Annotated in this window: 17 protein-coding genes; 10 read left to right on the top strand and 7 right to left on the bottom strand. The window is 67.7% G+C overall.

The annotated features are described in order from the left end of the window. Positions 1 to 265 precede the first annotated feature (265 nt). Positions 266 to 454 carry a hypothetical protein gene (locus tag FBZ89_RS27770; protein WP_145754071.1) on the top strand — a complete coding sequence of 63 codons (189 nt, stop codon included), beginning with the start codon at positions 266 to 268 and terminating at the stop codon, positions 452 to 454. 72 nt (positions 455 to 526) lie between these two features. On the opposite strand, the gene FBZ89_RS27765 is transcribed toward FBZ89_RS27770, so the two are convergent. Both FBZ89_RS27765 and FBZ89_RS27760 read right to left on the bottom strand, forming a co-directional pair. Further along, complete coding sequence (locus tag FBZ89_RS27765) at positions 527 to 1282, bottom strand: sulfite exporter TauE/SafE family protein (RefSeq protein ID WP_145754069.1); 756 nt, start codon at positions 1280 to 1282, stop codon at positions 527 to 529. Between the two features lie 65 nt (positions 1283 to 1347). Further along, entirely contained in the window at positions 1348 to 2922 is a 1575-nt protein-coding gene (locus FBZ89_RS27760) for a hypothetical protein (RefSeq protein WP_145754068.1), read from the bottom strand. Positions 2923 to 3444: 522 nt separating this feature from the next. On the opposite strand from FBZ89_RS27760, the gene FBZ89_RS27755 reads away from it, so the two are divergent. Continuing rightward, positions 3445 to 4755, top strand: coding sequence for a peptide MFS transporter (locus FBZ89_RS27755; protein WP_186457621.1), 1311 nt, complete (start codon positions 3445 to 3447; stop codon positions 4753 to 4755). 190 nt (positions 4756 to 4945) lie between these two features. Here the strand turns inward: FBZ89_RS27755 and FBZ89_RS27750 are convergent, their stop codons facing one another. The 3 genes from FBZ89_RS27750 to FBZ89_RS27740 all read right to left on the bottom strand — a co-directional run bounded on the left by FBZ89_RS27750 (position 4946) and on the right by FBZ89_RS27740 (position 8600). Next, complete coding sequence (locus FBZ89_RS27750) at positions 4946 to 5644, bottom strand: LuxR C-terminal-related transcriptional regulator (protein WP_145754064.1); 699 nt, start codon at positions 5642 to 5644, stop codon at positions 4946 to 4948. Positions 5645 to 5812: 168 nt separating this feature from the next. Then, entirely contained in the window at positions 5813 to 6727 is a 915-nt protein-coding gene (locus tag FBZ89_RS27745) for a DUF1003 domain-containing protein (protein WP_246172770.1), read from the bottom strand. Between the two features lie 259 nt (positions 6728 to 6986). Next, positions 6987 to 8600, bottom strand: a complete 1614-nt coding sequence (locus tag FBZ89_RS27740) for an OprO/OprP family phosphate-selective porin (protein WP_145754063.1) — start codon at positions 8598 to 8600, stop codon at positions 6987 to 6989. A gap of 712 nt (positions 8601 to 9312) precedes the next feature. Between FBZ89_RS27740 and pstS the strand changes: the two genes are divergently transcribed. The 7 genes from pstS to FBZ89_RS27705 all read left to right on the top strand — a co-directional run bounded on the left by pstS (position 9313) and on the right by FBZ89_RS27705 (position 16959). Then, positions 9313 to 10365: a phosphate ABC transporter substrate-binding protein PstS gene (gene pstS, locus FBZ89_RS27735; RefSeq protein ID WP_246172762.1), complete on the top strand. Its 1053-nt coding sequence runs from the start codon at positions 9313 to 9315 to the stop codon at positions 10363 to 10365. A gap of 181 nt (positions 10366 to 10546) precedes the next feature. Beyond that, a complete protein-coding gene (gene pstC / locus FBZ89_RS27730; protein ID WP_145754102.1) occupies positions 10547 to 11518 on the top strand; it encodes a phosphate ABC transporter permease subunit PstC in 972 nt (323 codons plus the stop codon). 3 nt (positions 11519 to 11521) lie between these two features. Beyond that, positions 11522 to 12409 (top strand): phosphate ABC transporter permease PstA, encoded by an 888-nt coding sequence (gene pstA / locus FBZ89_RS27725; RefSeq protein ID WP_145754061.1) that lies wholly within the window; start codon positions 11522 to 11524, stop codon positions 12407 to 12409. Between the two features lie 5 nt (positions 12410 to 12414). Beyond that, on the top strand, positions 12415 to 13230 hold the full coding sequence (gene pstB, locus FBZ89_RS27720; RefSeq protein WP_186457620.1) for a phosphate ABC transporter ATP-binding protein PstB: 816 nt from the start codon (positions 12415 to 12417) through the stop codon (positions 13228 to 13230). Positions 13231 to 13382: 152 nt separating this feature from the next. Next, positions 13383 to 15311, top strand: coding sequence for a chloride channel protein (locus tag FBZ89_RS27715; RefSeq protein WP_145754059.1), 1929 nt, complete (start codon positions 13383 to 13385; stop codon positions 15309 to 15311). 169 nt (positions 15312 to 15480) lie between these two features. Further along, positions 15481 to 16146, top strand: coding sequence for a LysE/ArgO family amino acid transporter (locus tag FBZ89_RS27710; RefSeq protein ID WP_145754058.1), 666 nt, complete (start codon positions 15481 to 15483; stop codon positions 16144 to 16146). Between the two features lie 405 nt (positions 16147 to 16551). After that, positions 16552 to 16959: a hemerythrin domain-containing protein gene (locus FBZ89_RS27705; protein ID WP_145754056.1), complete on the top strand. Its 408-nt coding sequence runs from the start codon at positions 16552 to 16554 to the stop codon at positions 16957 to 16959. 179 nt (positions 16960 to 17138) lie between these two features. On the opposite strand, the gene FBZ89_RS31995 is transcribed toward FBZ89_RS27705, so the two are convergent. Then, positions 17139 to 21761, bottom strand: coding sequence for a translocation/assembly module TamB domain-containing protein (locus FBZ89_RS31995; RefSeq protein WP_145754054.1), 4623 nt, complete (start codon positions 21759 to 21761; stop codon positions 17139 to 17141). An 11-nt stretch (positions 21762 to 21772) separates the two neighbouring features. Beyond that, the gene (locus tag FBZ89_RS27695; RefSeq protein ID WP_145754053.1) at positions 21773 to 23854 is read right to left on the bottom strand and encodes an autotransporter assembly complex protein TamA; all 2082 of its coding nucleotides are present in this window, start codon (positions 23852 to 23854) and stop codon (positions 21773 to 21775) included. A gap of 483 nt (positions 23855 to 24337) precedes the next feature. Between FBZ89_RS27695 and typA the strand changes: the two genes are divergently transcribed. Beyond that, on the top strand, positions 24338 to 26158 hold the full coding sequence (gene typA, locus FBZ89_RS27690) for a translational GTPase TypA (RefSeq protein ID WP_145754051.1): 1821 nt from the start codon (positions 24338 to 24340) through the stop codon (positions 26156 to 26158). The last annotated feature ends 151 nt before the right edge of the window (positions 26159 to 26309 follow it).

The raw sequence follows: 26309 nt of genomic DNA, 5'->3' as shown, positions 1-26309 counted from the left end.
TATCCGGCCGCTGACAGGGTGGCAGGCGCCCCTGTGATCGCGCAGGGCGCCATGATGGGGGTGTGGTCCCGGGCCCAAGGGAAGGGGGTGGTTCTCCCAGAGCCCCCGATGGGCGGCCGCGTTGGCCTTGGGGATTCAGTCTGGGCACCCCAGGGCGGCGCGGCTGTCTTTTTATCAGTGCGCGGTTTTTAAAGCGCAAGGTTGCGGCAGCCCGCCCGTATCAGCACTGCCGGAACCTTCTCCGGCGTCGCCGGGGATCCCGCCCATGACCCGCCTCATCATCAGCCTGACGCGTCGTCTGAACGACCGGGGCCTTGACTTGGCGGTACTGGTGGTGGTGTCCGCCTTCCTGACCCTGGTGGCGCTGCGCGCGGCACCCGATGCGACGACGGACGAGGCCAAGGCCGCGCCCGTCAGCCCCGCCCAGCTGGCCGAGGGTCAGGCCGGGCATTGATCGTTCCGCAAGACCGGCCCGCCTTACAAGCCGTGGGCCCTTGCCTGGCGGCCTTTACTTGCCTGGCGGCCTTTAAAGGTAAGTCTTCCCGAAGAAATACAGCGTCATCGCCACGCCGGTGACAATGACGAAGCGGCGGACATAGTCGCCAGGCAGCCGGCGGGCCACGGCGGCGCCCAGATAGCCGCCGGCGATGGCGGAGACCATCATGACCAGGGCGGGGGCCCAGACCACGCGACCGCTGAGGGCGAAGGTCACCGTCGCGATGGCGTTCAGGCTGCCGCTCAGCAGGGTTTTCCACGCGTTCATGGCGTGCATGTCGCGCAGGCCGAACAGGGTCATGGCCGCCATGGACAGGATGCCCACGCCGCCGCCGTAATAGCCGCCATAAATGGCAATGACGAACTGGCAGCACAGCAGGGCCGTGGGTGTCAGGCGCACGCTGTCCTGCAACAGGCCGGCCAAGCGGCGGCCGAAGGCGAAGACCAAGGTGGCCATCAGCAGCAGCCAGGGTACCAGGGCCACGAACACGCTCTCGGGTGTCCACAGCAGCAGCAGGGCGCCGGCCACGCTGCCCACCAGGCTGACGGCCACCATGGGCACCATGCCCACGCCCTGGATGGGCTGGAACTCCCGCCGGTAGGCGTAGACGCTGGCGAATGATCCGGGAAACAGGGCCACGGTGTTGGTGGCGTTGGCCGTCACCGGGGGCAAGCCGGCGAAGACCAGGGCGGGGAAGCCTAGGAAACTGCCGCCGCCGGCGACGGCGTTAAGAACGCCGGCCGCGAAGGCGGCGCCGATCAGCAAGGCCCAGGTCCAGGGATCCATCGGATGTCCGGTGCGGTTGGTGGCGGGCGCCCCCGCGACCGGCGCCCCGTTCCCGGGCGGACTCGTCAGGGGGCGGGGGCCGGCATCGCGTCGTGCAACACGCGGTAGAGCTGGAACCCCTTGCCCTCATGAACCAGGTCGGCCAGGCCCGTCAACTCCCGATGTCCGGCCTCGGTGTTCAGGACGATGACGTAGTCATAGTCCCGCTGCCAGTCCTGCCAGAAATAGGTGCCGGGGGGCAGGGGATTGGTCACGGCCTTCACCATTTCGCCCGTGCTGGGCGGGTCGCCGTCCTCGCGGTCCACGCGCTCGGTATAGGCGGGCTTCACGGTCAGGATCTGCTTGCCGGCCACGCTGAAGGCGGTGCTGACCAGGCTCTGGCGATCAATGATGGCCAGGCAGGGCGCATGGCTGAAGGCGGCGTTGAAGTTGACGTCGCCCGTGGGCACCGTCGCCTCCGCCACCAGGATGGTGGACCCGGGCTCCACCGCCGCCATGGACGCGCGCATGTCCTTGTAGACCTGGCTCAGGGGCAGCCAGTCGCCGATCATGACCACGCTGCGGGCCACGATGATGGCCAGGATGGCGGCCAGGGCGATCATGCGGCCCAGGCGGCTGCGGAAGTCGAATCGTACGAAGCCCAGACCCAGGAACAGCAGCGCAACCGGCAGCCGTTCGTCGGCATAGGCCGAGCCGAACAGGATGGTGGGCATGGCGATGTAGGTCACGGCGCCGGTGGCCAGCAGCATCCAGCCGGCGGCGTGCAGGTGCATGCGCCGGGTGGCCAGCAAGGCGGCGACCACGCCCAGGCCCGCCAGGCCCAGCGGCACCTCCCAATTCTCGTGGAAGGTGGTGACCAGGAAGCGCAAGCCCTCGCCCTTGCCCACCCAGCTCCATACCATCTGGTCGGCCAGGCCCATCGTCGGGCTGGCCGCCAGCAGGGGCAGGACCACCAGGAAGGGTAGGCCCATCAGGCCCAGGTGGCGCAGCGCCTGCCGCCACGGCCGACGCAGCAGGCCCGGCGCCTCCAGGCAGAAGATGGCCATGCCGTAGAGGCCGACGGCGAACAGATGGCAGACGAACAGCACCAGCACCGTGGCGGTGGAGGCCGCCAGGCGTTGCAGGTGCGACCGGCGGCGCAGCGACAGCCGAATGGCCGTGCCCCACAGCGCCAGGCCGATGCCGAACAGGAAGTTGGTGAAGCCCAGCAGGAAAATGCCGTTGTACATGAACGCCATGGCCAGCAGCGCGTTGGCGCCGCCGGGGCCATGCTCCGTCCGGTGCAAGGCACGGTGCAGGGCCCAGGTGCCGGTGACGATGCTGACGATGATGGCGGCGATGAACAGCTTGCCGGCGATGAACACGCCCACGACCTTGACCATGGGCGGCGTCACCAGGTCCATGGCCAGGTTGGGAATGACTTGCCAGTCGATGGCGTAGAAGCGCTGCAGCAGGGGTTCCTGCCCCAGGTGCGCAATGATGTCCATGCGCGCCCGATGGTTGGCGTAATCCGTCAGCGGCGGGACCAGCACGAAGAACAGCGGGGCCAGGACCACCGCCAAGGCGAGAAGGCCCAGCACCGTCGCCACGGGCAGGTCCAAGCTACGGTGGCGGGCATCGCTGCGCGCGTCGGCATCCAAGGCAACCATCATCCCCGCCAATTAACAGGGCGCTCTCGCACCGCACAAGACAATCAAAAGGCACACAGCCAGCGAAAGGGGAATATGGGATCCCCCGTTTATGCTGGCGCTACACTTTGCCTCAGTCCGTGCTGTTCCGGAACCACGGCGGTCTCGCCCGCCATTGCTGGACGGCAAGGGCGGCGTGGGCTTGCCGGGGTGGCGCCGGCTTGGGCGACACCCGCTTAAATTTTTTGATGCGTTGTCGTTTTGTGATTCCCGGCTTGTGTCGCGGGCGCGATTCCCCTAACGAAGCAGGCTAACAACGGCGCCGGCCCCGGTGGGGTGCGGCGACCATGATGGACAACAGGTGGGCATATCCGCCGTGACGGCCCCAGGGGAACCCGACGGGGTGGGGCCGACGGCGAGAGGGCAGCGCGGGCGTGAATGGGCAGGCCGCCGCATCCCGGTTCGGGATGTCCGGGCGCGCCCGTTCCGCAGGGGGGCCGCGGGATAGGCACCAATTTTTCCAAGGATTTGGGCATGCAGGCACAGGTCACGGCACGCGTTCGGCATCCGGTGGGTTTCTGGTTCGTCTTCTGGGGTGAGTTGGCCGAGCGCGCCTGCTACTACGGCATGCGGACCTTGCTGGCGCTCTACATCACCTCGCAGCAGGGCTTCTCGGACAGCGACGCGGCCACCGTCATCCAGATTTTCATGGCGTCCTGCTACGCCTTGCCCCTCATCGGCGGCGTCATCGCCGACCGTTGGCTGGGCCGTTATCCCACCATCATCTTTTTCTCGTTCCCCTACATCTTCGGGCAGGTGGTCCTGGGCTTCGCCAGCAGCCCGTGGATGCTGTACGCCAGCCTGGCGATGCTGGCCATGGGGGCGGGCGCCATCAAACCCAACGTCAGCCCCATGATGGCCCGCATGTACCAGGAGCAGGGCAAGGAAGCCCTGATGGACAAGGCCTTCAGCTACTTCTACTTGGCCATCAACATCGGCGGCTTCGTCACCTCCTACGCGCTGCCCTGGGTGCGCGACAAGGCGGGCTACCAGGTGGCGCTGATGCTGCCGGCGGCCCTGATGACGGTGGCCCTGGTGGTATTCGCCGCCGGCAAGCGCTTCTACCCGCAGGAAAACGCCGCCGACCGCGCCGCGGCCCGCGCCAAGGCCGGCCAGCCCGCCGCCGGCATGACGCCGGAGGAACGCACGCGCCTGGTGCGTATGCTGCTGGGCTTCCCCATGATCCTGGTGTTCTGGATGGCCTATGACCAGACGGCCACGACCTGGGTGTTCTTCGCCCGTGACTACCTCGACCTGAACCTGTGGCCCTTCGGCTTCGACCTGACGCCGGACCAGCTCCAGGCGGTCAACCCGCTGATGATCATCCTGCTGACCCCCATCTTCAACACCTTCTGGGGGTGGGTGGACCGCCGCCGGGGCATGCTGACCCCGGCGCGCACCAAGGTGTTCGTGGGCTTCGGCATCACCGGCCTGTCCATCGCCATCATGGCGCTGGCCGGGTTGCTGGCCACCAAGGATCATCCGGTCAGCATCTGGTTCATGTTGATGTCCAACATCGTTCTGGGTTTCGGTGAGCTGTGCATCAGCATGATCGGCCTGCAATGGGCCTATATGGAGGCGCCGGCCCGGCTGAAGTCGTCCATCACGGCCGTGTTCTATCTCACGGTTTTCGCCGGCGACATGGTGGGGGGCCTGTACGTCCAGCTCTATGACCGTCTGTCGCCCTTCGCCTATTTCGGCGGCCAGGTGGCGCTGCTGGTGCTGGCGGGGGCGGTGTTCTACAGCGTCGCCCTGCGCCGCCAGCGGGTTCTGGCGGTGGCGTAGCCGATCCAGGACCCGCGAAAGAAAAGGCCGCCGTCCCCTGCCTGGGACAGCGGCCTTTTTCTTGGTCCCGCCGATTGCGGCCCGCTTGAAATCGCGCGGGCTTCAGGGGGGCCGGCGATGCGCCCCCGGTAGTTTCCAAGGTCTGAATCGGATTCCAGCGGGCGTGTTACCCCTGGTCCGGTGGTCCCTTTCAGGCCGCGCCCGCTGTTGGGGTCGCTTCCGTCAGGCCGTTGTTCAGCGCCCAGATGGCGGCCTGGGTGCGGTTGTTGCAGTTGATCTTGCGCAGCAGGCTCTTCAGGTGGACCTTCACCGTCGCCTCGGTGATGTGCAGGCCGTTGGCGATCACCTTGTTGCTCTCACCCTTGACCAGGGCCCGCAGGATCTGCGTTTCCCGCATCGACAGGCCCTTATGCGGGCTGCCGGCACCGACGCTGCCGGCATGGTTCTGCTGGGTCAGCAATAGGGCCAGGTCGGACGGGAACACCTTCTCGCCCAGCATGACCAGGTGCAGCGACTGGATCAGCGCGTTGGAAGAGCGGTCCTTGGTCAGGTAGCCGTCAATGCCGGCCTCCAGCGCCATGCGCAGGCGGGGTGCATCGAACCCGTTGGTCAGGTAGACCAGGCGGGCCTCGGGGAACAGGCTGTGCAGCTGGCTGGCCGCCGCCCGGAACTCCCCCGCGTCCGTCACGTCGAACAGGACCAGGGCGATGCCACGGCCGGACGGCTTGGCACTGGATATATCATTTGGTGTGGGGGCGGACAGCTCCGCCCGGGCCGCTTCGACATCGCGTGCTTCGGAAACCACGCGAAAATCCTGCGGCAGCAGTTGTCTTAAGCCCTGACGGAACAGGGTACTCGGGTCTATCACCAGAACATCATGGGTGGCCATGATCCAAACCTCCGACGCAGATGCAACTAGATCGGAGTGCTTAATATTGGCTCTTTTGGACCATTAGACAACCCTCACTTGTGTCCGGTCGCTTTAGCCCTTTCGCGTATCCACCCCGCGTTAGCTAGCCAGGAATAGCCGGAACGCCGCCCAAAAGAGATAGATGTATCAGCGACGATAGCGTTTTTCCTGCATAATCTCCAGTTGCAGCTGCTGAATCTCGGTGAGCCGCTTCCACTGCCGCTGGATAAGATAATCAATTTTTTCGTGCAGGTGCCGGATCTCCAGCTCCGCCTTGAGGTTGACGCGGTAGTCGTTCTCTGACCGCAGGCGATCCTTCGCCTCCTGCCTTTTCTGGCTCATCATGATGATGGGCGCCTGGATGGCGGCCAGGCAGGACAGGATCAGGTTAAGCAGGATGAAGGGGTAGGGATCGAAAGACTTATCCCCTTGGAAGCTGCTGATGATCATCCAGACGATCAGGAAGCCGCCGAAGGTGAGGATGAAGGTCCAGCTGCCGCCGAAGCTGGCCAGATGGTCCGACATGCGCTCACCCAGGGTACGCTCCTCGGCGTAGCCTTCCTCGATGTTCTCGGCCAGGGTCTCGTGGGTGGCGATGCTTTCCGCGACCTGGCGATCCAGTTCCGTCAGTTCGCCCTTTTCCTGCTGCAGCAGTTCCTCGACATACAGGGAGCGATAGCGGGCGACCACGCCGCGGCTGACCAGGGCGTCGGGCGGCAGGCCGGGGTGGTCGCGGCGGATGCGCACGGCCAGGCTGGGGCGCAGGGTGTCCAGGCTGATCAGATCGCGCTTGGGGCGCAGCTTGCCCGTGACGCCGCAGGCCACGCGCTTGCCGCCGGCGGGCGCCGTGCCATCCGATGGCGGGCCGCCGTCCAGTCCGGGCTCTTCCTCCGTGCCATCGAGGCCGTCATCGTCGCCGCCTTCATCACCCAGGTCGATGTCGGCCAACTCTTCCGCCTCGGCCGCCAGCACGGCGGCGATGGGGTCGTCCTGCTGCGCGTCCCGCGCCGGCTGTGCCGCGTTGTCGTCCTGCGGGTTCATGCCGCCGCGCCCCTCATGCATCGCACTTCGTCCTCTCGATCCGGCTCTCGATCCGGCATCACGCCACAGGCCGTTTTGGCCCAGCATCCGCCGGGGCGCAACCTAAACACTGACATTCGTTTCTATAACCGAACTATGACAATTTTCCGCGATCACCATAGGGGAAGATGTGTTCCGTCTGACTGCCCCCCGTGCGCAAGTGTCGCAGGCAAAGAAAAACCCCGCCGGCGGACCGGCGGGGTTTCCCTGGAACAGATGTCTTCCCCGAAGGGAGGCCACCTTAGAACGTGAACTGGACGCGGCCGCCCAGGGACTGCCAGTTGTCGCCCACCTGGGTGTTGTTGGTGGCGGACGAGTACTTCTTCAGGTCGATGAACTGGTAGTCCAGCATGAAGCGGACGTTGCTGGTCATGTACCAGTTCAGGCCCAGGGTCCACACTTCCTGCTGGCCGCCGCGCACGCGGTTGGCGGTGTTGGTGGCCCAGGTGTCGGAGTTCAGGTTCAGGAAGCTGTAGCGCGCCACGGCTTCCCAGGTGCCCCACTGGCCGGCACCGGGGTTCAGGGGCTTGTCCACCGTCGGGGAGCTGAAGGCGCCCTGGTTGGCGACGTAGTTGCGCTTCTGGCCGGTCAGGACCCAGCCGGCTTCGGCGTAGTAGCCGAAGAAGCTCGGGTCGTTGGTGGCCGCTGACAGGTCCTTACGGCGCTTCACGTCGATCTGGTAGCCTTCGCCCTGGGCCCAGAAGCTGTCGTAGCGGGCGGCCAGTTCGCCGCCGTAGATGGCGACGCTGTCGGCGTTGATGTTGCCGGTGTTCAGGATGGAGCCGAGGCCGCCGTAGCGGTTTTCCGGACGCTCGGACAGGGCCAGCACGTGCGAACCGGCGGCGTTCACGCCGTTGGTCTGCGGCGGGGCGTACATGTAACCGACGTCGGCGCCGATGTGGACGATGGTGTGCTCATCGTTAATCGGACGGAACGCGGCGCGGGCGAAGGCGGCCTTCTGGTCGTCGGCCACGCCGGTCACGGCGCTGGAGGTGACCGAGGCGGTCGCGCCACCGGTGCTGGTCAGCACGGTGGTGCTGCCGAACGGGCTGGTGTTGACGCTGGCACCGGTCAGGTAGACGTCGGCGAAGTAGTTGTCGCCGAAGGTGCGCACGCCGGCCGACAGGCGGCCTTCGCTGGCGATCAGGCCGGTGACGACGTTGTTGATGCCTGGACGCTCCAGCAGGCCGATGTCGTTGGAGCTGATGCTGTCTTCGAAGGTGAAGGCTGGCTGCATGGCGCCAACGTCGATCAGCCAGCCCTTGTAGCCGGTGTAGGTCAGCTGCGCGGTCTGCAGGCGGCCGGACTGGTTGAAGCGGCCGGGGAAGTCGGCCGTCACGTTGTAGGTGAAGTCGTTGAAGGCCTTGCCGGCGAAGCCGAGGTAGGCGCGACGGAAGTTGAAGCCGTCGGTGATGTCCTTGTTGGCCCGGTTGTCGGGGTTCTTGGCATCCTGGAAGTTGTAGCCGTAATCCAGGTGGATACGGCCGACGGGCTGGAAGCTGAACGCCTTGTCCGCGGACGTGAAGGTCGGCACGCCGTTGGGGAAGGTGATGCTGGGCAGGTTCGCCGTGGCGGCGGTGGCCGAGGTGGCGGCCTTCTCGGCGGCGGCCTTGGACTCAGCGGCGGCCTTGTTGGCGGCGTCGGTCTGGGCCGAGATCGCCTGCAACTGCGCCTGCAGCGCCTGGATCTGCTTGTTCAGCGCGTCGATCTGCGCCTGGGTGGCCAGCGGGGTGGCAGCGGCGGCGGCAGTGGCGGAGGCGGCGTTCGACTTCTTGGTCTCTGCAGCGGAGGCGCCGGCGGCGGCGAAAGCCACGCCCAGCACCGTGCCAGCGAGCAACACGGTCTTCAGGTTCATTCCTAGATTCTCCCATCATCCGGTCTACGGCATGCCGCCCAATCCCGGGTTTCGGGGCCGACGTCACGCGTTTGGAGCGTTTGGGCTGCGGCCCTAACGAAGCGCTCGGTAGCAATATAGCATGACAGCGAGACTGCTAAAGGTTGACAGATTTATGAAAGGGGCTAGCTGTGGCGCCGTTGCAACAGTTTCGAGTCGGGCGTTTTAGGGGGCTTAAAGTAAGGCGGGGCAACAAATCCGGGACTACAGCAGTAGAGTCCGGACGGGTGCGGCGGGCCGAAAAAAGAGGGTGGGCGGATCGACTGTATCTATAGTGTTGTGAATAGGGCGCACCCCGGGGCCTGCTTATGGCGACCGTGAGGATGCCGCTGCGGTGCAGAAAAAATGGCGGCGAGGTTGCGCATCCGCCGACACTTGAAAAGAAATTGAGAATCGGCGTTGACTCAGGGGAACCACCGGGTTCTGGCTGGTGTTGCCGCGGCGCGTCAGCGCTGCCGGCGGGTACGGGGCGTGAACGGGGGGTAGCCCTGCGACAAAGCGCCCATGGTTTCACAAAACTGTAACAGAGTCGTCACCAAAGGTTCAGGACCCGGAATCTAGGGTCCGCCCGTCGAGGCGGGATCAGGAAGCGGTCGCGGGGGCTTACCCCTGGGCGGATCGGCCGGGGCCCCGAGATGGTCGACTAAGACGTTCCAACCCGTGGGGGAATCCCGTGAACTTTCAACCGAAGAACCTGCTGAAGGGCATGGTTGCCGCCGCGGCCGCGGTGGTGATGGTGGGCGCCGCCCAGGCTGCCGACATCAGCGGCGCCGGCGCCACCTTCCCGTACCCCATCTACGCCAAGTGGGCCGAGGCCTATAAGGCCAAGACCGGCGTGGGCCTGAACTACCAGTCCATCGGTTCCGGCGGCGGCATCAAGCAGATCAAGGCGAAGACGGTCACGTTCGGCGCCTCCGACATGCCCCTGAAGGCTGAAGAGCTGAAGGAAGCGGGCCTGCAGCAGTTCCCGATGATCATGGGCGGCGTCGTCCCGGTCGTGAACGTGAAGGGCATCGCCCCCGGCCAGATCCAGCTGGACGGCCCGACCATCGCCAAGATCTACCTGGGCCAGATCGCCTCGTGGGACGACCCGGCCATCAAGGCGCAGAACCCCGGCCTGAACCTGCCCAAGACCTCCATCGTCCCGGTGTACCGTTCCGACGGGTCGGGCACGAACTTCCTGTGGACCACCTACCTGTCCAAGGAAGACAAGGAATTCGCGGAACGCGTCGGCGCCAACACGTCGGTGCAGTGGGCCGCCGGCCTGGGCGCCAAGGGCAATGAAGGCGTCGCCAACATGGTGAAGCTGACCGACGGCGCCATCGGCTATGTCGAGTACGCCTACGCCAAGCAGAACAGCCTGACCTTCACCAAGCTGAAGAACCATGACGGCAAGGTCGTCAGCCCGGAGATCAAGGCCTTCCAGGCCGCCGCCGCCGGTGCCGACTGGGCCAACGCCCCGGGCTTCTACCTGGTGCTGGTCGACCAGCCCGGTGCCGACAGCTGGCCGATCACCGGCGCCAGCTTCATCCTGGTCTACAGCCAGCCGCAGGACGGTGCCGCCGTCGCCGAGGCCCTGAAGTTCTTCGACTGGGCCTACAACAATGGCCAGGCCGCCGCCGAGCAGCTGGACTACGTCCCGATGCCGGCCGCCGTGGTCGCCCAAGTCCAGAAGTCCTGGGCCACGGTGAAGACCGCCGACGGCAAGCCCGTCTGGTCGAAGTAAGAGTCCTCGGGTAAAAGGAAGCGCCCGCGAGGCTTCGGCCTCGGGGGACAAGGGTCGGGAGAGGGGGCGCCTACGGCTCCTCTCCCTCCTTGTCGGCTTCCTTGATAGACATCCGGGTTTTTTAGGTCATCGCGTTTCGAGTTGTCGCAGGGCCTACGGCCGGAGGGGTGCTTTGGTGGACATGGCGGTAAAGGCATCGGACATCAGCGCGGAAAGTCCGCGGGCGCGCACGCAGCGCCGCAACGACCTTCTGTTTCGCGGCGCCACCCTATTTTTCGCCCTCTTGGTGCTGACGCTCCTGGGCGGTGTCATCATCTCGCTCATTCACGGCGCGCTGCCGGCCCTGAAGGCCTTCGGCTTCGGCTTCGTCACGACCGAGATCTGGAACCCGGTGACGGAGAAGTTCGGCGCCCTGGCGCCCATCTATGGCACGCTGGTCACCTCGGCCATCGCCATGCTGGTGGGCGTGCCCGTCAGTTTCGGCATCGCCATCTTCCTGACCGAGCTGTGCCCCGCTTGGGCCAAGCGGCCCATCGGCATCGCGGTCGAGTTGCTGGCGGGTATCCCCAGCATCATCTACGGCATCTGGGGCCTGTTCGTGTTCGCGCCCTTCCTGCAGCGGACCGTGCAGCCCTTCCTGATCAACACGCTGGGCAACGTCCCGGGCATCGGCGTCTGGTTCAAGGGCCCGCCCTACGGCATCGGCGTGCTGACGGCCGGCCTGATCCTGGCCATCATGATCCTGCCCTTCATCACCTCCATCACCCGCGACGTGTTCGAGACCATGCCCACCATGCTGCGCGAAAGCGCCTATGGCCTGGGCGCCACGACGTGGGAGGTGGTGCGCGACATCACCATCCCCTACACCCGCGTGGGCCTGGTGGGCGGCGTCATGCTGGGCCTGGGCCGCGCGCTGGGTGAGACCATGGCGGTGACCTTCGTCATCGGCAACTCGCACCGCATCGCCTCCTCGCTGCTGGCGCCGGGCACCACCATCTCTGCCGCCATCGCCAACGAGTTCACCGAGGCGGTGGGCGACACCTACACCTCCTCCCTGATCGCGCTGGGCCTGGTGCTCTTCGTGATCACCTTCATCGTGCTGTCGCTGGCCAAGCTGATGCTGGTGCGCATGAACCGCAAGGCGGGGACCTGATCCATGGCCATCACTGACACCTCCCCCCCCGGCACCAACTTCGCGATGGGCCGCTATAAGCGCCGCAAGGTTGGCAACACCATCACCATGGGCCTGGCCGTGGGCGCCGCCGTCTTCGGCCTGCTGTGGCTGGTCTGGATCCTGGCGGTCCTGCTGATCAACGGCCTCAGCGCCATCAGCCTGGGGCTGTTCACCCAGAACACCCCGCCGCCCGGCAGCACCGGCGGCCTGCTCAACGCCATCTTCGGCAGCCTGGTGATGACCGTGCTGGGCATGCTCATCGGTACGCCCATCGGCATCATGGCCGGCACCTACCTGGCGGAATACGGCAAGGGCACGAAGCTGGCGGAGGTCACCCGCTTCATCAACGACATCCTGCTGTCCGCGCCGTCCATCATCGTCGGCCTGTTCATCTACACCATCGTCGTGGTCCCCATGGGCCACTTCTCCGCCTGGGCTGGGTCCATCTCGCTGGCCGTGCTGGTCATCCCCGTGGTGGTGCGCACGACCGAGGACATGCTGAACCTGGTCCCCGGTTCCCTGCGCGAGGCCGCCGCCGCCCTGGGCGCCCCGCGCTGGAAGGTCATCGTGCAGGTGACCTACCGCGCCGCCCGCAGCGGCATCATGACCGGCATCCTGCTGGCCGTGGCCCGCATCAGCGGCGAGACGGCGCCCCTGCTGTTCACCGCCCTGAACAACCAGTTCTGGAGCGTCAACATGAACGCTCCCATGGCGAACCTGCCGGTCACCATCTTCCAGTTCGCGCTCAGCCCCTATGAGGACTGGCAGCGCCTGGCGTGGGGCGGTTCGCTCCTCATCACGGTCGCCATCCTCGCGCTCAACATCGGCGCCCGCATGCTCGCTTCCATCGGCACCAAGAAAGGCCAGTGATCCCCATGACCGCGCTTTCCATGACGGCGGAACAGTCCCAGGCGGCGCTCGCCACCGACGGCGACATGCGCGAGAAGATCAGCGTCCGCAACCTGAACTTCTATTACGGCGGCTTCCACGCCCTGCGTCACATCAACCTGCCGCTGTTCGACAAGCGGGTGACGGCCTTCATCGGCCCGTCCGGCTGCGGCAAGTCCACGCTGCTGCGCATCCTGAACCGCATCTACGACCTCTACCCCAACCAGCGGGCCGAGGGCGAGGTGCTGCTGGACGGCGAGAACCTGCTGTCGCCCAAGCAGGACCTGAACCTGCTGCGCGCCCGCGTCGGCATGGTGTTCCAGAAGCCGACGCCCTTCCCCATGTCGATCTACGACAACGTCGCCTACGGCATCCGGCTGTATGAGAAGCTGAGCCGCGCCGACATGGACGTGCGCGTGGAAGAGGCGCTGCGCAAGACCGCGCTGTGGACCGAGGTCAAGGACAAGCTGCGCCAGAGCGGCCTGTCGCTGTCCGGCGGCCAGCAGCAGCGCCTGTGCATCGCCCGTGCCGTGGCCGTGCGTCCGGCCGTGCTGCTGCTGGACGAGCCGACCTCGGCGCTGGACCCCATCTCCACCTCCAAGATCGAGGAACTGGTGGATGAGCTGAAGCCCGACTACTGCATCGCCATCGTCACGCACAATATGCAGCAGGCGGCCCGCGTCTCCGACTTCACCGCCTTCATGTACCTGGGCGAACTGGTGGAATATGGCGCCACCGACACCATCTTCACCGCGCCCAAGGAAGAGAAGACCGAGCAGTACATCACCGGCCGCTTCGGCTGATCCGGCCGCTGGCCGCGATGCGGGACTAAAGGGCGGCGTCCTCCGGGACGGCCGCCCTTTTCCATAGAAGCGCCGCTTTTATCGCCCATATCGGGCCGGTCCCCTGCTATCACCCTTGTCCTGATCGGACGCGGCCCCATTTCCCCGATACCATGGATACCTTCCCGCCTTCCCCGCAGACACCGGCCGCGCCCCCTGGCCCGGAGTCCGCGCCAGAGGCGGAGGCGGACGGGACGGCCGCGGGCGCCCTGGGCTCCACCCACGGACCGCAACAGGGTGGCCCCCGCCGGCGCGCCAGCCGCCGCCTGCCGGTGGTCTGGCGGGCGCTGACCCATGCCCTGACGCCCAAGGGCCTGCGCTCCTCCGAACTGTCCCTGGCCTTGCTCAGCGTGCCGGTGGGCATCGGCGTGGGCCTGGCGGTGGCGGGGCTGCACGCCCTGGTGCTGGCGCTGCACAGCCTGGCATTCAAGGTGCCGTTCGGCGATCACATCAGCAGCGCGCTGTTCATCCCGTCCAGCCTGGCGCTGGCGGCACCCGTGGTGGGCGGCGCCCTGCTGGCGGGCCTGGGCCTGCTGTTCCGCCGCGCCCGCGACACCGTCGACCCCATCGAAGCCAACGCCCTGTATGGCGGCCGCATGTCCCTGCGCGACAGCCTGCGCCTGACCCTGTCCATCGTCGTGTCGCATGGCGCCGGCGGTTCGGTGGGGATGGAGGCGGCTTTCACCCAGACCGGCGCCGGCTTGGCGTCCAACTTCGGCCGGCGGCTGAACCTGCGGCGCAACGATCTGCGCACCCTGGTGGGCTGCGGGGCGGCGGCGGCCATCTCCGCCGCCTTCACCGCCCCCCTGGCGGGCGCCTTCTACGCGTTCGAACTGGTCATCGGCACCTATACCATGGCGACGTTGGCGCCCGTCTGCGTCGCCGCCGTGGTGGCGAACCAGGTGGCGCAGATGGCGCTGAACCGCCCGGCCCTGTTCATCCTGGCCGAGCCACCGGTCATCCGGGGCGGCGATTTCGCGACCTTCCTGCTGGTGGGATTGGCCGCCGGCGCCCTGGCCATCCTCACCATGCAGGCCGTCACCTATGCGGAACGACTGTTCCGCCAGCTGCCGATTCCGCGTGCCGTCCACCCCATCCTGGGCGGCCTGCTGCTGGGGCCCATGGCCCTGGCGCTCCCGGGGGTGCTGGGGGGTGGGCAGGGCGCGCTGCAGTACGGCTTCGACCACGGCTACGGCCTGGGCCTGGCCTTCGTGATGCTGGTGGCCAAGGTGGTGGCGTCCGCCCTGTGCCTGGGCGCCGGCTTCCGCGGCGGCCTGTTCAGCGCCTCGCTGCTGCTGGGCAGCCTGTTCGGCAGCATGGTGTCCGACATCGGGACCCTGCTGCCTTGGGACCTGGTGGCCCAACGCTCCGCCGTCATGCTGGTGGGCATGGGGTCCTTCGCCGCCGCCGTGGTGGGCGCGCCCGTGACCATGGTGCTGCTGGTGCTGGAGCTGACGGGCGACCTGCGCGCCTCGGCCGGCGTGCTCATGGGCGTCATCGCCTCCACCCTGCTGGTGCGCGAGACCTTCGGCTATTCCTTCGCCACCTGGCGCTTCCACCAGCGCGGCGTGCAGATCCGGGGCGGTCACGACATCGGCTGGGTCAAGGACATGACCGTGGGCCGGCTGATGCGCGGCGACCCCAAGACGGTGCCGGCCGACATCACCCTGGGCGCCCTGCGCGGCCACTACCCGCCCGGCAGCGCCAAGACGGTGTTCGCCCTGGATCCCAACGGCGCCTTCGCCGGCCGGGTGGACATGAACGCCGTGCACGACCCCCAGCACGAGCTGCCGGCCGACCAGCGGGCGGCGGAGCTGGCGCGCGACCGTGAGCATTTCCTGCTGCCCGACCAGTCGGTGCGCATGGCCTTGCAGCGCTTCGCCGACTGGGACGCCGACAGCCTGCCGGTGGTGGAGGGGGTCAGCAGCCGCCGCGTCGTCGGTTACCTGACCGAGGCCTACGCCCTGCGCCGCTATTCGCAGGAGCTGGAGCGGCGGCGCGGCGACGAACTGGGCGTGCGCGACCTGTTCGGCGGGGTTTGACACCCTATTTTTCCTGAGCCCCGTCGCGGTAGACGGGGGATAGGTCGCCTTAGGCGTTGCGCCCGGTGCGCCGATGTTGCATCACGGGGGCGGCCCCATGTTCAGTGCGGCGTCCGCGCCCGGAACCCTCCGGGGTGCCGCCTGCCTTACTTCTCAGGGATAGTCCGCATTGTTCGATGATTTCGGCGTGTTGATCCGGGGTATCGTCCTGGGATTGGCCATCGCGGCGCCGGTCGGCCCCATCGGGCTGCTGTGCATCCGGCGGACGGTGGAGCGGGGCATCATCGCGGGTCTCGCCACCGGCTTCGGCTCCGCCCTGGCCGACGGTTTCTTCGGCGGCGTGGCGGCCTTCGGCGTCAACGCCATCCTGGAAGCACTGTTGGGCCATGTGAAGGAACTGCGCCTGATTGGCGGCATCTTCCTGCTCGGGGCCGCCATCCATTCCTTGCTGAAGGAACCGCACGAGCGCAAGAACGCGCCGCCCGATGCCGGCAATCTAATCGGCTCCGTCGGCACCGGCCTGTTCCTGACGGTGACCAACCCCATCACCATCATGGGCATCATCACGGTGGTTGTGGGCTTCGGCGGCGCGCTGGACCACGCCAAGGCCGGCACCATGACCCTGGGTGTCTTCCTGGGCTCGCTGACCTGGTGGTCCATCCTGTGCGGCGGCACTTTCCTCATCCGCCACCACTTCACCCCGCGCACCGTGATGTGGATCAACCGGGGCACGGGCGTGGTGCTGGGCGTCGTCGGCCTGATGGCCCTGCTCAGCTTCTTCTCCCTGGTGCCGGAGAACCTGCAGGATCTGGTCGGGGCGTTTATTAGTAAGTGAACTCCGGCGACGGTGGGCTCATGGGCCGCACGGGTGGCCGCGATAAAGTGCTGGCTTTCAAGGGAAGTCGCGGAATTTCGCCGCGGTGAGGCGGGAAGAGGCCTGTATTCCATCGCATTGTCACGAGCGCGGCATTCTGTGTGAATGTTGGATGACGAAGCGCCACTCTAGATTTTATTAAAAAGCAATCAATATTCGATCGAAAAACACACCCGTAAAAGAAGATGGCGCCACACCCTGGCATTGACTATCATATGTCCGGGGAAACGATTTTATAAAGATACCATAACTCATGCGGGCTGCTCTGAAGGAGTAGTCGTGTGAATGATGCTTCATGTCTTTGCGGCATAAAAACTAACATTGGATGCCTCAGTCTTTCTTAACTATATTTATGAAAGATCAGCCATGAATATCACCCCCTATATCAAACAACATCAGGAAGCGCTCGATCTCGTTCAGAAATTGCAGGAGAAGGTCCAGGAGGCGCCGCCGTCCGTTCAGGAGATCGTCACAATATTGATTGAGTTGTCGGGAAAACTGAACTTCCATCTCTCCATGGAAGACAAGTTTGTCTATCCCAAGGCGGTGAACTCGACAAATCCGGAATTGCAGTCGACCGCCAGAAAAATGCAAACGGAGATGATGGAAATTGCCGGCGCCTTTACCAAGTACGTCGGCGACTGGAACTCAAATTCCATTCAAAACAACTTCGAGAAATTTATGTCCGAGACGGCCTTGATCGCCACAGCGCTGAAAAAGCGTATCGATTTTGAGGAAGCGAATTTCTATCCACTGGTGCGTGATCATCTCTAACATCTGCTCAATAGTGGATACTATTACCCAATAACAGGCGAAGCGGCCAATAGCGGCCCGCCCCTGGCCTCAGCGTTTATCTCCTCCTCGGGCGCTTTCAGTCTCCGCGCGAAACGGCCCTGATTGACCTCAACCGAACCGGTCGGAGCCTTCCTGGCGCGGTTGACTTGGCGGCTGCTTCAATAATCCCATTGGTATTTCAGGCCCACGGTGTCGTCCGTGCTGCCGACGGCGCCGTTCAGGCGCAGGCGGGAGGTCAGGGCGTATTCCAGGGTGACGTTGGTACCGGTGCCACCCACCGACTGGCTGACGCCGACATAGGTGCGGCTGTTGATGTAGCGGCCGGCGGTGACCGTGCCGAAGGCGCTGGAGCCCACGGCGGCGCTGGAGAATTCCAGCCGGTCGATGCCCAGGTTGCGCTTCACGTTGTCCAGGATGCCCGGGCCGCTGCCCAGCACGCCTGATAGCTGGGCCACGCCCTGCGCCAGCTGCAAGGCCTCCAGCGCGCTGATCTGGCTGATGGGCCGGTCGAACAGCAGGCGGGACAGCACCTCGTCCTGCGGGCGGGGCGGGTCCGAGGTCAGGGCCACGGTGGGCTTGGACAGGCGGCCGGTGATGTTCAGGATGGCCGTGAAGTCCGCTTTGGTGGCGGAGGCGGAGATGTCCAGCAGGGGGTCGCTGTCCCCGGTGAAGGTGATGTCGCTCTTGGTCAGGGTGAAGGTCTGGCCCTGGGCGCTGAAGTCGCCCTTCACCAGATAGACCCGGCCAGTCAGCTGGGGGTCGGCGCTGGTGCCGCGCGCCTGCATGTCGGCGGCGAACTCCGCCGTCAGGCCCCGGCCCTGGACGTAGATGCGGTTGCGCGCCTTGATGTCCACCTTCAGGTGGACCAGCAGGCCGCCACCGGCGGCCGCCATCTGGCTCTGGGGCTGGCGCGGCCGGCCGTTGACGTAGCGCACGGGCAGGTCGGCCACGTCGGCCGGCGGCTTGTCCGGCAGGCCCACCCAGGTCTCGCGCAGGCGCACGGTGCCGGCCAGGTCCGGCTTGTTCATCAGGCCCTTCAGCGTCAGGTCGCTGTCCACCCAGGCGGTGATGGGGTCGGTGCGCAGCAGGCGGGCGTTGGTGGTGGTGACGTGCAGGTCCAGCACGGGCGCCTTTTCCTGCGCGTTGGGATCGCCCAGGTTGATGCGGCCGCTCAAATCCACGGCACCGCCGTCGGCCGTGTCGCCGTGGAACTTCTCAACCGCCAGGCCGCGCGCGTCGCCCACCAGATGGGCGTTCAGGCCGAAGATCTGGGTGCCGCTGCCGCCGTTCTCATACTTCGCGTCGATCAGGTCGACCGAACCGGTAACCTTCGGATCCGCCACCGTGCCGGCCACCGCCAGGTCGACCGAGACCTTGCCGCCGATGCGCTGGGCCGAGGCCGCCAGGAAGTCGTTGTAGCGCGACAGCTCCGTCCGGCCGTTGATCTTGGCGCTGACCGGCCCCTGGATCACCGGCGACATGGTTTCCGGGGTCAGCGCCAGGGGGGTGTCGGCCTCGGCGTTCAGGTCCACGGCACCGTCGGCGGTATGGGCCGCCAGGGTGCTGCGCAGCCGCCCGCCGCGCCAGGCGGCGGTCAGGGTGGCGTCGGCGTTCAGCCGCCGGTCGGCGCTGTTCTTGACCTCCAGCGTCTTTTTCTTGGTGGGGGCGGTGTCGGCGCCGGTGGCGTTGGCCGGGTTGTTGGCGACGGTCGCGCTGACGGCCGGCTTGCCGTCGGGCGCGGCCTCGGGCGCGGTGCCCGGCGCCTCGGCCGCCCCGCTGTCCAGGGTCACGGCCAGCTGCTGCATGGACAGGCCGCGGATGCTGACGGTGGCGTCGGCCGTGGGGTTGGCGGCGGTGCCACTGGCCGTGACCTTGGCGTCCAGGGTGCCGGCCAGGGTCAGCGCCGGGTCGGCCAGGGCGGCCAGCGCCAGCGGCAGGGCCGTCGCCTCCACCTGCGCCGTCACCTCCTTGCCGTTCAGCGCCAGGTCGGCGCGAATGCGGCCGGTGCCCAGCGCCACGTCCAGGCCCTTCACCGCCACGCTGCCCTTGGCCACGGTGATGGTGGCGGGGGCCGCCAGCTTCAGGGTGGTCTGGTCCAGGCGGCCGTCCAGCTGGTCCAGCCGCGCCACGGTGGGCCCCCGCGCTTCCTTGGGTGACCTAGGCTCCGGCGCCTGGGTCAGATGGCCGGCGCTTTCCACCTGGAAAGCGCGGCGGTGGCCCACGCTGCCCACGCCGGTGGTGCCGTCCAGGGCCAGAGTGATGTCGCCCTCGCCCAGCGTGCCGCGCCAGGCGGCGGTCACCTTGTTGACCAGCACCTGGCCGGCCTCGATTCCGTCGGCTGCCAGGGTGACGTTGGGGCGGGGGCTGCCCAGCACGTCATCGACATGGCCGGTCAAGGTGGCCTGGTGGATGCGCTGGTCCTCCACCACCAGCTCGTCCAGCACCACCTTCAGGTCCACGCCCTGGGTGGCACCCCTGGCGGGCGCGGGCGGCGGCGGGGCTGCCTGGTCTTTCTTCGTCTTGGGTTGCCGGATGGGGCGCGCGGGCGCCGGAGCGGCCGCGGCGGCGCCCAGCACGATGTCGGCCTTGGCGCGGCCCGCCAGGCGCGTGCCGGCCAGGGCGCCCAGGCTGGACAGGTCGGGAAAGGTGGCGGCCAGCTTGCCGGTGGCCAGCCGCCGGTCCAGGTCGGCGTCCAGCCCGCCCTCCAGCTTGTTCGGGCCCAATGCCGCCGCCAAGTCGCGCACGGTCAGGCGGGGGCCCGTCTTGACCACATGGGCGGCCACGCTGGCCGGGTTGCCCACCACCTGGCCGCTGCCCTTCAGGTCGGCCGTCAGGGTGTTGTCCTTCAGCGTGACGTTGCCCGCCAGGTCGATGGCGCCGGTGCGCACGGTCAGCGGGGTGACCGCCACGTCCTTGCCGTCCAGGGTGGCGCGGACCTTGCCGCTGATCTCAGCCCGGCCGGCCAGCAGCGCGTCCTCCGTCGGCTGGCCGGTGCGCAGGTCCGTCGCCTGGACGGACAGCGTGCCCTCGGCCACGCCGTCGGCCACCGTGCCCTCCACCGTCGCCGCCACGCGGCCGGTGATGATGTCCTCCGGCGCCGGCTTCGCGCCGGACGGCGGCTCCTTGCCGTCGCCGCCCCCCACATTGGCCAGGGCCATCAGCGTGGCCAGCTCGCCATCGGCCAGCTTCAGGCTGCCCTTGGCCTGGCGGCCCCAGGCCTGGGCGCTGCCGCTGCCGGTCAGGTGGCCGATACCGCCCGTGAGGTCCAGCTTGTCCACCTGGATGTTGCCGCTGGCGCGGTCCAGCGCGCCGGTCAGGGCCAGGTCGGCATGGTCGGTCAGGGCGGGGGGCAACCCGGGCGCGTCCAGGCCCTGCAGCTTGGACGTCAGGTCCAGCAGCAGCCGGGTGCCATCCTCCTGCAGCCGGGTGGTGGCGGTCAGGTGGCGCACGTGGGCGTCGTTGTAGCCCAGTTCTTCCACCGTCAGATCGGCGGTCACCACGCGCTGCTTCTTGGCGCCGGCCTTGCCCGCCGCCGGGTCGGTGGTGTGCAGCACGGCGTCCAGCTTGCCCAGCGCCAGGCCGGGCACGGCGGGAGACAGGGCCTCCGGTGCCGCCGGCACCAGTTGCAGGGTCAGGTCGCCACCCTTGTCCTTCAGGCTGCCCTTGGCGGTCACGCGACCGAAGGCGGCGGCCAAATCCAGGCTTTCCAGGGTGATGGCGCCGTCATCGGCCAGGGTGGCGGCCGTCTGCAGGGTGGCGGCGTCGCCCGCCATCCACGCCAGATTGTCGGGCAGCAGGCGGCCGGGGGCGGCCTTCAGGTCCAGGGTGAGGCGCTTGGCCTTGTCCTTGGGCCGGGCCAGGCCCACGTCGGCCACCAGGGCCACGGCGCGCGGGGTGACGGTGCCGCCATCGGCGGCCTTGGTCGCCGGCGGCGTCTCCTTCAGGTCCAGGTGCGCCTGGAACCGGTCCAGCGGGCCGCTGCCCGTCAGGTCCAGGGTCAGCGGCCCCAGTTCAGGGTGGCCGGCCAGGCGGGCCACCAGGCCGCCCGCCTCCTCCTGCGCCCGCAGCTCCAGGGTCAGGCTGCCGGGGCTGGCCAGGCCGGGGGCGGTGAAGCGGGCGGTCAGGTCGCCATGGGCGGCCCCGCCGTCCAGCTGGGTCAGGGTCAGGCGGCTGTCGCCGTCCAGGTTGGGGCCCAGCCGCACCGTGCCGCTGGTGGACAGCGCCGCCCCCTGGCCGCCGGCCAGGCTGGGCGCCAGCTCGATGCGCGGCAGGTCCAGGCGGGCCACGGTGACGCTGAAGGGCAGGGTCAGGGGATTCGCGTCGTCCTTGACCGTGCCGTCCGGCGGCGGCTCCAGCGAGGGGGCCGGCTGGGCCACCCAGATGCGCCGGACGCTGAGCGCGTCCACGGCCAGTTCACGGTGGGCCAGGGGCAGCAGCCGCCAGTCCAGCGCCGCATCCTCCACCAGCAGCCAGGGCTTGCCCGTGATCAAATCCACCAGGGTGGCGCGCGCCACCCGGGGGTGGAAGGGCAGGCCAGACAGGCCCTCCACCTTCAGGCCCGGCACATTGGCCTCCGCCTGGCGGGTGGCGAAGGCGCGGCCGGAGCCCGTGTCCATCCACCACAGGCCGATGCCCGCCGCGGCGGCCAGGCCGGCGACGATGCCCAGGATGGCGAAGGCAGCGACATGGCCGGCCGACAGCAGGCGCCGTCCCCAGGAACGGTGCGGGGGCCGCGGCGGCGGGGCGGGGGCGGGACCGGGCGGTGAGGGGGTGTCGGACATGCCGGGTTCCGTCAGAAGGACTGGCCGATGCTGACGTACAGCTGCCACATGCTGTCGCCGCTGCGGCGATCCAGCGGCACGCCCACGTCCAGGCGCAGGGGACCGAAAGAGGTGAAATAGCGCACGCCCAGGCCGGCGCCCCAGCGCATGCCCTGGCTCAGGTCCGGGTAGGCGGACTCGAAGACGTTGCCGCCGTCGATGAAGGGCACCAGGCCGATGGTGTCGGTCAGGCGGATGCGCAGCTCGGCGCTGGTCTCGATCAGCGACCGGCCGCCGGTGGGGTCGTTGTTGACGTCCAGCGGGCCGACCTTTTGGTAGGCGTAGCCGCGAACCGAGCCGCCGCCGCCGGCGAAGAAGCGCTTGTCGGCCGGCACCAGGGCCAGCGAGCCGCCGAAGACGGCGCCCAGGTTCACCCGCGCCGCGAAGACATAGGCCTTGGCGTCGTCCAGCGCCCAATAGCCGCTGCCGCCGGCCTTGCCGATGGCGAAGGTGCCGCTGTCGCCGAAGGGGCTGAAATAGGGGATGAAGCCGGTGTTCCAGCGATAACCCTGCGTGGGGTTCAAAAGGTTGTCGGTGTTGTCGAAGTTCAGCGTCACCGGCACGCCCACCAGGGTGTTGTCGGTGGTGGTCAGCACGCCGTTGCCCGTCAGGTCCTGCCGGATGGAGGATTGCTCCAGCGTCACGCCGGCGCTGCCCGTCAGGTGCGGCATCAGCGGGTGGGTGACGATGGCGCCCAGGGTGATGGCGTCGCGCGAATAGGCCTCGGGATGTTCGGAGACCGCCAGCGCCGACAGGTTCAGGGTGGTGTCCGTCTCCAGGAAGTCAGGCTTCTTCAGGGTGCTGCCCAGGCTGTAGTCCAGCCCGTCGGAATCGCGGAACTTCTTGCGGGCGATGCCGCCGATGGACCCGGTGACGGTCAGCGCCTCCGCTCCGCCCAAGAAGTTGCGGTCGCCCCAGGTGGCGGTGGCGGCCGCCCCATCGGTGGTGCCGTAGGTCAGGCCGGTGTTGATGAAGTGGCGGTCCCGCTCCTCCATCTGGCCCAGCATGGGAACCTCGCGCGACCCATCCGGCTGCACCGTGCCCGGCGCGTCGTCCAAAACCACCCGCACCTGGGAGAAGACGCCCAGGTCCGTCAGCTTGTTGCGGGCGGTATCCACCTTGGCCGGGTCGTACACGTCGCCCGGCTTCCACGGCAGGCGGCCATAGGCGACCTCGGGGTCCAGGCGGCCCAGCCCGGTGAAGGTGGTGGGGCCGAAGCGCACCAGCGGCCCCGGGTCCAGGGTGAAGGCCACGGCCATGGTGTGGGCCTGCACGTCCACCGCCAAGTCGCGCTGTCCCACCTTGGCGCGGGCGTAGCCGCGCGTCGCCATCAGGGGTGTCACGGCCGCCTCCGCGTCACGGATGGCCGGCCCCCGGGCGGGGTCGCCCGGCTTCAGGTGCAGTTTGCCCAGATCCAGCGGGCCGCCGGGGGGAGGCGCCCCGTCGGTCTGGGTCAGGGTGATCTTGGAGATGGTGTAGCGCTGGCGCGGCGTCACCTCGATGACCACGGCCACCGGCTTGGCGTCCGCGTCCACCTTCACCATGACGCTGCCGTCGAAATAGCCTTCGGAGCGCAATGCGGCCGCCAGCTTGTCGTAATCGTTGTCGATGCGCTTCTCCAGGCCCAGCAGCGACGACGGCGGGTCGTTCTGCAGGGTGATGAGGGAAGAGGCGCTGCGCAGCACATCCATCAGGCCGTCGTCGGCCTCAACGCCCGGGGCCGGGTGGAAATCCACGGTGTAGGTCGCGGGCGGCGGTTCCGCGTCCGGCTGGCCGGCGGGGGCGGCGTCGGGCGCCTGCTCCGCCTTGCGGGCCAGCACGGCGCCGGGTGTGTCCGCATCGTCGGACGACTCCGCGGGCGTATCTGCGGTCCGGGCAGCGGTGCCTTGGGGACCACCGTCCTTGGGCGCGTCCTTGCCAGCCGCGTCGTCCGGCTTGGACGGCGGCGTGGCGGGCGTGGGCGCCGGCTGGGCCGCGGGCGCACCTTGGGCGAAGCCCTGCGCGGACCAGCACACCAGGGGCAGGGCCAGGGTCAGGGGGGGAAGCAGCGCCAAGGCGATCGGGCGGACCGGCGCTCGGTGCTGAAGGCGGGGGGCGGCGAAGGGCGACGCGGGCTCCAACGGCTGCGGGTGGTCGGGCGGGCTTTGGGGCCAGGCGGATGAAGGCCGGGGCGCCAGAGCGCCCAGACGGGATTTTGCCTCCTGTTTTTCGACCCATCCGCCGGCGGGCAGCGTTAAGTCTTTGTGACGGCTCAGGCGCCGGCCGGGTACCCCGACTGAGGAAAAAGGCCGGCGGACATGACCTTAACCAACAACATCGTGGCAAATTTATAGTCTGCCTTGCGGTACTCGTAACCCCCTCTTGCGTCCAACCCCCTTCGGCGGGCCTTTCTCCCGACCCTGCCAATAGCTATATTCCGCTCCGTGAAACCCGGTCCCGGCGCGCCGCGCCAGGGGGCGGGCTTTTGTTTTTGGGCCATCGCCAGGCGCACGTCGCGTTTTTGGACCGGGCCCCAAGCTTCGCGGGATTAGCGTCCAATGGATATGCGTAACATCGCCATCATCGCGCACGTCGACCATGGCAAGACCACTTTGGTTGACGTGCTGCTGCGCCAGTCGGGCGCTTTCCGCGACAACCAGCAGGTCGCCGAGCGCGCCATGGACAGCAACGACCTGGAGCGTGAGCGCGGCATCACCATCCTGGCGAAGTGCACCAGCGTCCTCTGGGAAGGCACCCGCATCAACATCGTCGACACCCCCGGCCACGCCGACTTCGGCGGCGAGGTGGAGCGTATCCTGAGCATGGTCGATGGCGTCATCCTGCTGTGCGACGCCGCCGAGGGCCCGCTGCCCCAGACCAAGTTCGTGCTGGGCAAGTCGCTGAAGCTGGGCCTGAAGCCCATCGTCGTCATCAACAAGGTCGACCGTTCCGACGCCCGCCCCGACGAAGTGCACAGCGAGGTGTTCGACCTGTTCGCGGCGCTGGACGCCAGCGACGAGCAGCTGGACTTCCCCACCCTGTTCGCTTCGGGCCGCAACGGCTGGGCGGCGGAAAGCCTGGATGCCCCGCGTGAGGACATGCGCCCGCTGTTCGAGCTGGTGCGCCGCCACGTGCCGGCGCCCAAGGTCGATGTCGATGCCCCCTTCACCATGTTGGCCACCACGCTGGAAGCCAACCCCTACCTGGGGCGCCTGCTGACCGGCCGCATCCAGACCGGCACCGCCCGCGCCAACATGGCCATCAAGGCGCTGAGCGCCGACGGCAAGCTGATCGAGCAGGGCCGCATCTCCAAGCTGCTGGCCTTCCGTGGGCTGGAGCGCGTGGGCGTGGAAGAGGCGCAGGCGGGTGACATCGTCGCCATCGCCGGGCTGACCAAGACCACCGTGGCCGACACCATCTGCGAGCCGTCGGTGACCGAGCCGCTGGCCGCCCAGCCCATCGACCCGCCGACCCTGGCCATGACCTTCAGCGTCAACGACAGCCCGCTGGCCGGCCGCGAAGGCGACAAGGTCACCAGCCGTATGATCCGCGACCGCCTGATGCGCGAGGCGGAGGGCAACGTCGCCCTGCGCGTCCGCGAGACCGAGAACGCCGACGCGTTCGAGGTGGCCGGCCGTGGCGAACTACAGCTGGGCATCCTGATCGAGAACATGCGCCGCGAAGGCTATGAGCTGTCGATTTCCCGTCCCCGCGTGCTGCTGAAGACGGACGAGAACGGCCAGCGTATGGAACCGATCGAGGAAGTCGTGGTCGACGTGGACGAGGAATTCTCCGGCGCCGTCGTGCAGAAGATTTCCGAGCGCAAGGGCGACATGCTGGAGATGCGTCCGTCCGGCGGCGGCAAGGTGCGCCTGGTGTTCCACGTGCCCTCGCGCGGCCTGATCGGCTACCAGAGCGAGTTCCTGACGGACACTCGCGGCACCGGCCTGATGAACCGCCTGTATCACGGCTACGCCCCGTACAAGGGCCCCATCCAGGGCCGCCGCAACGGCGTGCTGATCTCCAACGGTGAGGGTGAGGCCGTGGCCTACGCCCTGTGGAACCTGGAAGACCGCGGGCCCATGATGATCGAGCCGGGCGCCAAGGTGTATCAGGGCATGATCATCGGCGAACACAGCCGCGGCAACGACCTGGAAGTGAACGTGCTGAAGGGCAAGCAGCTGACCAACATCCGCGCCGCCGGCAAGGATGAGGCCGTGCGCCTGACCACCCCGATGGACATGTCCCTGGAAAAGGCCCTGGCCTACATCGAGGACGAGGAGCTGGTGGAGGTGACGCCGAAGTCCATCCGCCTGCGCAAGCGCCTGCTGGATCCGACCGACCGCAAGCGCGCCCAGAAGCAGGCCGAAGCCGGCTGATCGCCCGCTTTATCGGTGTGAATGATGAAGCCCCGTCCACCATCCGGTGGGCGGGGTTTTCATTTCGGTGCGCCAGGCATGGCGCGAGGTGCGTAAGCACCGAGAGCCGGGTTGGTAACCGGCTTGTGACTTGGAGGTGGAAGTCCTCTAC

It is taken from the genome of Nitrospirillum amazonense (assembly GCF_007828045.1).
GTDB classification, from domain to species: Bacteria; Pseudomonadota; Alphaproteobacteria; order Azospirillales; family Azospirillaceae; genus Nitrospirillum; species Nitrospirillum amazonense_C.
The sequence above is the reverse complement of the archived record's forward strand: the minus strand, read 5'-3'. Positions and strand labels throughout refer to the sequence as shown.

What these genes read in the sequence shown, in the direction of transcription:
- FBZ89_RS27770 (WP_145754071.1), top strand. Translation starts at nt 266, where the DNA reads ATGACCCGCCTCATCATCAGCCTGACGCGTCGTCTGAACGACCGGGGC.
- FBZ89_RS27765 (WP_145754069.1), bottom strand. Translation starts at nt 1,282, where the DNA reads ATGGATCCCTGGACCTGGGCCTTGCTGATCGGCGCCGCCTTCGCGGCC.
- FBZ89_RS27755 (WP_186457621.1), top strand. Translation starts at nt 3,445, where the DNA reads ATGCAGGCACAGGTCACGGCACGCGTTCGGCATCCGGTGGGTTTCTGG.
- FBZ89_RS27750 (WP_145754064.1), bottom strand. Translation starts at nt 5,644, where the DNA reads ATGGCCACCCATGATGTTCTGGTGATAGACCCGAGTACCCTGTTCCGT.
- FBZ89_RS27745 (WP_246172770.1), bottom strand. Translation starts at nt 6,727, where the DNA reads ATGCATGAGGGGCGCGGCGGCATGAACCCGCAGGACGACAACGCGGCA.
- FBZ89_RS27740 (WP_145754063.1), bottom strand. Translation starts at nt 8,600, where the DNA reads ATGAACCTGAAGACCGTGTTGCTCGCTGGCACGGTGCTGGGCGTGGCT.
- pstC (WP_145754102.1), top strand. Translation starts at nt 10,547, where the DNA reads ATGGCGGTAAAGGCATCGGACATCAGCGCGGAAAGTCCGCGGGCGCGC.
- pstA (WP_145754061.1), top strand. Translation starts at nt 11,522, where the DNA reads ATGGCCATCACTGACACCTCCCCCCCCGGCACCAACTTCGCGATGGGC.
- pstB (WP_186457620.1), top strand. Translation starts at nt 12,415, where the DNA reads ATGACCGCGCTTTCCATGACGGCGGAACAGTCCCAGGCGGCGCTCGCC.
- FBZ89_RS27715 (WP_145754059.1), top strand. Translation starts at nt 13,383, where the DNA reads ATGGATACCTTCCCGCCTTCCCCGCAGACACCGGCCGCGCCCCCTGGC.
- FBZ89_RS27705 (WP_145754056.1), top strand. Translation starts at nt 16,552, where the DNA reads ATGAATATCACCCCCTATATCAAACAACATCAGGAAGCGCTCGATCTC.
- FBZ89_RS31995 (WP_145754054.1), bottom strand. Translation starts at nt 21,761, where the DNA reads ATGTCCGACACCCCCTCACCGCCCGGTCCCGCCCCCGCCCCGCCGCCG.
- typA (WP_145754051.1), top strand. Translation starts at nt 24,338, where the DNA reads ATGGATATGCGTAACATCGCCATCATCGCGCACGTCGACCATGGCAAG.